Origin of the sequence: Arthrobacter sp. NPDC080082 (assembly GCF_040686595.1) — a bacterium.
Classification (GTDB): Bacteria; Actinomycetota; Actinomycetes; order Actinomycetales; family Micrococcaceae; genus Arthrobacter.
Genome location: NZ_JBFBKQ010000003.1, coordinates 469,367 through 477,432, shown reverse-complemented (window position 1 = coordinate 477,432; position 8,066 = coordinate 469,367). Strand labels below are relative to the sequence as shown.

Below are 8,066 nucleotides of genomic sequence, written 5' to 3'. Positions count from 1 at the left end.
AATTTCAACCAATCAATAAAACAATCGGTATCAACAAACTTGGCACACTATTGAGTTCTCAAACAACAGACACACCCGGCACCACCACAACCCCATCAAAGGCCGCGACTCGCTCCGGAGCAACTTTTCAAACTTACCCGCGCACTTCGCCCTAGTCAAATCAGCGTCCCGATCCAGTTGGCCGTGGCCTTCGTGGTCTTCTCAGCGGATCAATTCCGGGGAGCAGCGCGGAAATAAACTGTACCACCACTCGGCCGCGGTGACAAAGCGGGGCCCCGGAGCACTCCCCCGGACACCCGAAAGGCCCGGAACCGCGACGGTTCCGGGCCTTTCATAGAAGTGCTACTCGGCGGCCTTGAAGTAGGCCGCACCCAGCGGCGGCAGCGTGACGGTCAGGGAGGCAGGCTGCCCGTCGATGCCGTCCCCGGTCGCGGTCAGCGGCCCGCCGTTGGTGACGCCCGATCCTCCATACGCATCGGCGTCGGTGTTCAGCACTTCACGCCACTGTCCCGCAGCGGGGACACCCAGGCGGAAGTCGTGGTGCGGTGCGCCGGAGAAGTTCAGCGCCACCACCAGCGGGTTGCCGTCAGCGTCGCGCCGGATGAAGCTCAGGACGTTGCGGTCAGCGTCCCCTCCGTTGATCCACTGGAACCCCTCCGGATCGTTGTCCCGCTCGTAGAGGGCCGGCGTCGAACTGTAGAGCTCGTTCAGGTCCTTGGTGAGCAGCTGCACGCCACGGTGGGCGGGGATGTCCGCCAGCCACCAGTCCAGCCCGTACTGCTCCGACCACTCGGCCTCCTGGCCGAACTCGGTGCCCATGAAGATCAGCTGCTTGCCCGGGTGCGCCCACTGGTAGCCCAGGAAGGCGCGAAGGTTGGCCAGCTGCTGCCAGCGGTCGCCGGGCATCTTGCGCAGCATCGAACCCTTGCCGTGGACAACCTCGTCATGGCTGATCGGCAACAGGAAGTTCTCCGTGTAGGCGTAAACCATGGAGAAGGTGATGGTGCCGTGGTGCCACTTGCGGTTGTACGGGTCCTCCGCCATGTACTTCAGGGAGTCGTGCATCCAGCCCATGTTCCACTTGAGCCCGAAGCCCAGGCCGCCCTGGTCCGTGGGGGCAGTGACGCCCGGGAATGCGGTGGACTCCTCGGCGATCATGACCGCGCCGGGGTGGGTCTTGTAGACCGTGGCGTTGGCTTCCTGCAGGAAGGAGATCGCCTCAAGGTTTTCGCGGCCGCCGAAGCGGTTGGGCTGCCACTGGCCTTCCTTGCGGGAGTAGTCCAGGTAGAGCATCGAGGCGACGGCGTCCACCCGGAGTCCGTCAATGTGGAACTCATCCAGCCAGTACAGCGCGTTCGCGACCAGGAAGTTGCGGACCTCACTGCGGCCGAAATCAAAGATCAGGGTGCCCCAGTCCGGGTGCTCGCCGAGGTTCGGGTCCGAGTGCTCGTACAGCGGCTCACCGTCGAACTTCGCCAGCGCCCAGGCGTCCTTGGGGAAGTGGGCCGGGACCCAGTCCAACAGCACGCCGATGCCCGCCTGGTGCAGTTCGTCCACCAGGTGCCGGAACTCGTCCGGGTGCCCGAAGCGGGAGGTCGGCGCGAAGTAGGACGTGACCTGGTAGCCCCAGGAGCCGCCGAACGGGTGCTCGGCGACGGGCATGAACTCCACGTGCGTGAAGCCGAGCCACTTCACGTACTCCACGAGTTCCTTGGCCAGTTGGCGGTAGTCCAGGCCGACGCGCCAGGACCCGAGGTGCACCTCGTATACGCTCATCGGCGCGTTGTGCGGATCGCGGGCGGCGCGGGCCTTCATCCACTCCTCGTCCTTGAAGACGTAGGACGGTTCGACCACACGTGATGCGGTCAGCGGCGGCACCTCGGTGCCGAACGCCAGCGGGTCGGCCTTCTCCACCCAGTGCCCGTGCCGGGTCTTGATCTCAAACTTATAGCACGCCCCTGCCATAACGCCGGGGATGAAAATCTCCCATACCCCGGAGGAGCCGAGCGAGCGCATCGAGTTCTCGCGGCCGTCCCAGCCGTTGAAGTCGCCCTTGACGCGCACGGCCTGGGCGTTGGGGGCCCAGACGGCGAAGGACACACCGTCGACGTCGCCGAGGGAGGACTTGTAGTGCTGGACGTGGGCGCCGAGGGCGTCCCAGAGCCGTTCGTGTCGGCCTTCCCCGATCAGGTGCAGGTCGATTTCACCCACGGTGGGCAGGTAGCGGTACGGCTCGTCGGTGCGGACCGCGTCCTGGTCCTCGTAACGGACCTCCAGCCGGTAGTCCGGGACATGGCCGGCGTCGAGCGGTTCGAGGACTGCCACCCACACACCGCCGGCCTCGTGCGTCATGGGCGTCGTGCCGGCGGACGTCACCACCGAGACGGATTCCGCCATGTGTTTCACGGTGCGGATGGTGACGTGGCCGTAGTCGTCGAGGTGGGCGCCGAGGACGGAGTGGGGGGCGTGATGCTCCCCCGCCGCCACCCGGGCGAGGGTGTCCGCGTCGACGGGGAGCGGCGCTCCGGGCCGTTCGGTACGTGCTGAGCCAGTCATGTTCTTACCTTCCGCTGCGGCTTCGACGGGGGCGCCGGAGCCAGTACTGCCAAGGAGACGACGGGATGCATTCACCGGGATGGCGAGCCAGTCGGGCCTGTTTCGTAGTTCGTAAACAACTTCGTAGAGCGCCTTGTCCAGCCAAAGGGCGGTGAACAAGGGCGAGTCACGGTCGATGGTGCCGGGGGTGACCTCGGCGTAGCCGGCGAGGAACGCCGAGGCGCAGTCGTCCACCCACTCTTCGGGGACGGCGGCGCCGTCGTCCTCGCGGGCGGCCGCGCCGGCGGCGTAGTCGAAGGAGCGCAGCATGCCGACGACGTCGCGCAGCGGCACGTCCGGGAAATTCCGTTCGGAGACGGGCCGCAGGGGCTCGCCCTCGAAGTCGAGGATCGCCCAGCGGGCGGGCTGGCCGGCGGCGACGGGGACCTGGAGGATCTGGCCGAGGTGAAGGTCCCCGTGGATCCGCTGCAGCTGCCCCGCGCTGGTACCGGCGAGCCGGGCCAGCAGCGACTGCAGGGCCTCGTCGAAGGGTCCGACGGCGGTGCCCGCCTCGGCCCAGGACTGGCGGACCCGCTGGGCGACGCCGGGGGCAATGTCGCCGCCCGGGACGGCCTCTGCCGCCGTGCCGAGCGCCTCGGCGAGGCGGCGGTGGACGGTGGCCGTAGCGACGCCGAGGGCGTGCGCCTCGGCGGTGAAATCGGTTCCGGTGCGGGCCGCGTCGACGGCCAGCCGCCACGCATCCAGGCCGCCGGCGAGAAATTCGTGGGCGACGGCCAGTTCGGCGCGGGCAGCCCGGCCGCCGTCCGCATCCGGAACCGTCCCGTCCGTAACCGCCCCGTCCGTAACGGCCCACTCACCGGTCACCCAGCCGAGGGTGGCGGGGACCTCGGCGGTGCGTCCCGCGGTCAGGGCGGCGCCGATTTCGACCTCGGGGTTCTGCCCCTCGGAGAGGACGCGGAAGAACTTCAGGATCGCGGCGGAGGTGCCGTCGTCGACGATTACCGAGCTGTTGGACTGTTCACCGGAGAGCACCCGGACCTTGCCGGTAGCGTGCGGCAGCCGGTGGTCCGAGTCGACCAGCTCGCCGGTGGCCGACCCGTCCGCGGTGGCGCCGCGGGAGCGCATCAGCTCCAGCCACGCGGCGATGAACGCCGCGTCGTGGACGCCGTCGTACACCCAGCCGCCCGGCGTGCCGCCGTCGGCCTGGATCTCGCCGAGCAGCGCCGCCCCTGCACCGGCCAGCGGCAAGGCGCGGAAGCTCAGCGGGACCTGGACGACGTCGGTCCGGTCGCCGTCCGCCGTCGGGTAGGTGACGGCCAGCAGCAGGACCTTGAACCGGGCACCGCCGTCTTCCGCCGGCGTACCCAGGGAGGGTGCGGCCGGGACGGGCGCTTCGAGGGTCACGCTGCCCACCGGGTCGAAGCTGAAGTGCGCGCTCTTGACCGGGAACCAGCGCTGGCGCGGCAGCCAGCTGCGCAGCAGCGCGTCCAGGGCGGGGGAAAGGGTGGGTCGGGTCATGTCAGCCTTCGATGGACAGGATAGGCATCGCCTGGGTGTGGGGCGATGCCGGGTTGGAGGCGGCCGAGCGGACCCGCAGCCAGAAGAAGTCGTGGCTGCCCAGGGTCAGGGTCAGCGTCCCGTCGTCGGCGATGCCGGGGAAGGCCTGGCCGCCGAAGACGTCCCGCAGGCCGCGGCCGGCCAGTTGCGGGACCCGCAGCGACGTGGCCACCGGGTGCTGGGAGAGGTTGAAGACGCAGAGGATGGTCTCCGGGTCCTCGCCGGCGGCGTTCCCGGCCGGGAGCTCCCGCAGGTAGGCCAGGACGACGTCGTGGTCCGCCTCGACATGCTTGAAGGACCCAAGCCCGAACGCCGGGTGGTTCTTGCGGACGCTGAGGATCTGCCGGGTCCAGCGCAGCAGCGACCCGGAGTGCGCGGCCTCGGCCTCGACGTTGGCCATGCTGTAGTTGTAGACCAGCGACTGGATCACCGGAAGGTAGAGCTTGCCCGGGTCCGCGTTGGAGAAGCCCGCGTTACGGTCCGGGTTCCACTGCATCGGGGTGCGGACGGCGTCACGGTCCTCGAGCCAGATGTTGTCGCCCATGCCGATCTCGTCCCCGTAGTACAGGAAGGGGCTGCCCGGCAGGGACAGCAGCAGCGCGTTGATCAGTTCGATCTCGGAGCGGGAGTTGTCCAGCAACGGCGCGAGCCGGCGCCGGATGCCGATGTTGGCCCGCATGCGCGGATCCGGCGCGTACCAGCCAAGCATGGCGGCGCGCTCGTCGGAGGTGACCATTTCCAGGGTCAGCTCGTCGTGGTTGCGCAGGAACGTACCCCACTGGGCACCTTCCGGGATGGCCGGGGTGTCCCGCATGGTCTCGATGATCGGCGCGGCCTTCTGGTCGCGCAGCGCGTAGTAGAGGCGCGGCATGATCGGGAAGTGGAACGCCATGTGGCACTCCGGCTCCTCCTCGGTGCCGAAATACTCCACGACCTCCGCCGGCGGCTGGTTGGCCTCAGCGATGATGACGCGGCCGGGGTAGCTCTCGTCCACCATTTTCCGCAGCTGGCGGAGGAACTCGTGGGTGGCCGGCAGGTTCTCGCAGTTGGTGCCTTCCTCCTCGAATAGGTAGGGGATGGCGTCGGCCCGGAAGCCGTCGATGCCCTGGTCCAGCCAGAAACGGACGACGTCGAACACGGCGTCGATGACCTTGGGGTTCTCGAAGTTCAGGTCCGGCTGGTGGCTGAAGAACCGGTGCCAGAAGAACTGGCGGCGGATCGGGTCGAAGGTCCAGTTGGATTCCTCGGTGTCCACGAAAATGATGCGCGCGTCCTGGTACTTCTCGTCCGTGTCGCTCCAGACGTAGAAGTCGCCGAAGGGCCCGTCCGGGTCCTTGCGGGACTCCTGGAACCAGGGGTGCTGGTCCGAGGTGTGGTTCAGGGGCAGGTCGATGATGACGCGGACGCCTCGGGCGTGGGCCTCGGCGACCAGGCGCTTGAAGTCGCTGATGGTGCCGAATTCGTCCAGCACGGAGTTGTAGTCCGAGATGTCGTAGCCGCCGTCGCGCAGCGGGGACTGGAAGAACGGGGGCAGCCAGAGGCAGTCCACGCCCAGCCACTGCAGGTAGTCGAGCTTCTCGATCAGCCCATGGAAGTCACCGGAGCCGTCCCCGTTCCCGTCGGCGAAACCGCGGACCAGCACCTCGTAGAAGACCGCCTTGCGGTACCAGTGGGGGTCATGCTGCAGGCCGGGGGCGTTCAGTTCAAAGGTCCCCTTGGGCGTGAAGTGCTGGCTGGGGTTGCTCGGACTAAAGCTCACGGGCGGGACCTCCGGACGTTGAGGATGTGGGCGGGTTCGACGTGGGGGTCGAGGCGGACGTAGTTGTACTCGCCCCACTCCCAGCTTTCACCGGAGATCAGGTCCTCGACGACGTAGCCGCCGTTGTGGGTCAGGTCCTCCGGGTCCAGTTCCAGGGCTGCGCGGTCAATGGTGACCGTGCTTTCGCGGGGGCTGTGCGGGTCCACGTTGACCACAATGATCAGGGTGTCCTTGGTGCCGTCGGCCAGCGTCTTGTGCTTGGAGTAGACCACTGTGGAGCTGTCCGTGCTGGCGTGCAGGGTGAGGTTTTGCAGGTCCCCCAGCGCCGGGTGGGCGTGCCGGATGGCGTTCAGGCGGGTCAGGTACGGGGCCAGGGTACGGCCGGATTCCGTGGCCGCGTCCCAGTCACGGGCCTTGTACTCGAACTTCTCATTGTCGATGTACTCCTCGGCGCCGGGCCGGGCCACGTGCTCGTAGAGCTCGTAGCCGGCGTAGACGCCCCAGAGCGGGCTAGCGGTCGAGGCCAGCGCGGCCCGGATCTTGAAGGCCGCCGGTCCGCCGAACTGCAGATATTCGGTCAGGATGTCCGGGGTGTTGACGAAGAAGTTCGGCCGGAAATACGCCGGGGATTCGTGGCTGATTTCCTGGAAGTACTTCTCCAGTTCTTCCTTGGTATTCCGCCAGGTGAAGTAGGAGTAGGACTGCTGGAATCCGGCCCGGCCGAGGGCGTGCATCATGGCCGGGCGGGTGAACGCCTCGGCCAGGAAGACGACGTCGGGGTTCTTTTTGTTGACCTTGGCAATCAGCCATTCCCAGAACCACACCGGCTTGGTGTGCGGGTTATCCACACGGAAAATCTTCACACCGTGGCTGATCCACAGTTGAACCACGCGGAGGATTTCGTTGGACAGCCCGGCGGGATCGTTGTCGAAATTCAGCGGGAAAATATCCTGGTATTTCTTTGGCGGGTTTTCGGCGTAGGCGATGCTGCCGTCCACCCGGGTGGTGAACCATTCGGGATGGCTCTTGACCCAGGGGTGGTCCGGGGCGGCCTGCAGGGCCAGGTCGAGCGCGACCTCCAGGCCCAGTTCGCCGGCGCGGGTCACGAAGGCATCGAAGTCCTCGAAGCTGCCCAGGTCCGGGTGGATGGCGTCGTGGCCGCCCTCCGCCGCGCCGATCGCCCAGGGGGAGCCGGGGTCGTGCGGTCCGGCAATGAGGGTATTGTTCGGTCCCTTGCGGTGCTGGGTGCCGATCGGGTGGATCGGGGGCATGTAAATCACGTCGAAGCCCATGGCGGCGACGGCGTCGAGGCGCTCCGCGGCGGTGCGGAAGGTGCCGGAGGTCCATTCGCCGGTCTCGTGGTTGCGGACGGCGCCCTCGGAGCGGGGGAAGAATTCGTACCAGGCGCCTCGGCCGGCGAGTTCACGCTCCACCAGCAGCGGGTAGGGTTCGGAGACGGTGACGAGTTCACGGATGGGCTGGCGTCCGACGACGGCGGCCACGTCCGCGCCGAAGCCGGCGCCGAGGCGCTCCTCCGGGGTCCGGGAGGCGTCTGCGAGGCCGGCGGCGGCGATCCGGAGGGTGCGGCGGTCCGCGGACGGGCGGCTGGGATCCTCGGACGCCTCGGTCAGGAGCGCCGCGCCCTCGGCAAGCATCAGCTCGACGTCGATCCCGGCGTCGACCTTGACCTCGGCGTTGTGGTGCCACGTGCCGTAGCGGTCGTGCCAGGCCTCGATCACGTAGGACCACTTGCCGGTGGCGCTGGGGGTCAGCAGGCCCTCCCAGAGATCCGTGCCCTTGCCGCGGTCGCCCCGCGGGGGCTCGAGGCGGATCCGCTGGCGTTCCTTGCCGCGCGGGTCCAGCAGGACCGCGCTGACGCCGAGCATGTCGTGTCCCTCGCGGAACGCGGTCGCGGCGACGACGATGCTCTCGCCGACGGTGGCCTTGGCGGGGAATTTACCGCCCTCGACCGAGGGCTGGACGTTGGTGATCGGAAACCTGCCGAATTTCAACCCATCGGTGATCAGGGCCTTCGGCTTTTGCTTGGATACGGCGCTGGTTCGGGAGTTAGTCGTCACAGGCTCGACGTTATCTACAAATCGCACAGAATGCTAAGGCTGCTCCGTTTTTTGGGGTCATCCGAAGCGCCGCCCGACATTTACCGGAAAGAAACCCGGAACTGTTCCGGGGTCCG

General features: G+C 67.6%; 3 protein-coding genes. All 3 read right to left on the bottom strand.

The window, feature by feature from the left end; all coding sequences use genetic code 11:
• Nucleotides 1–342: 342 nt before the first annotated feature.
• The 3 genes from AB0O44_RS09095 to AB0O44_RS09085 are packed head-to-tail and all read right to left on the bottom strand — an operon-like array spanning nt 343 to nt 7,950.
• Nucleotides 343–4,074, bottom strand: coding sequence for a 1,4-alpha-glucan branching enzyme (locus AB0O44_RS09095; protein ID WP_364136669.1), 3,732 nt, complete (start codon nt 4,072–4,074; stop codon nt 343–345).
• 1 nt (nt 4,075) lies between these two features.
• Nucleotides 4,076–5,872 carry a maltose alpha-D-glucosyltransferase gene (gene treS, locus AB0O44_RS09090; RefSeq protein WP_364136667.1) on the bottom strand — a complete coding sequence of 599 codons (1,797 nt, stop codon included), beginning with the start codon at nt 5,870–5,872 and terminating at the stop codon, nt 4,076–4,078.
• Entirely contained in the window at nt 5,869–7,950 is a 2,082-nt protein-coding gene (locus AB0O44_RS09085; protein WP_364136665.1) for an alpha-1,4-glucan--maltose-1-phosphate maltosyltransferase, read from the bottom strand. The genes treS and AB0O44_RS09085 overlap by 4 nt, the downstream gene beginning before the upstream one ends.
• Nucleotides 7,951–8,066 lie beyond the last annotated feature (116 nt).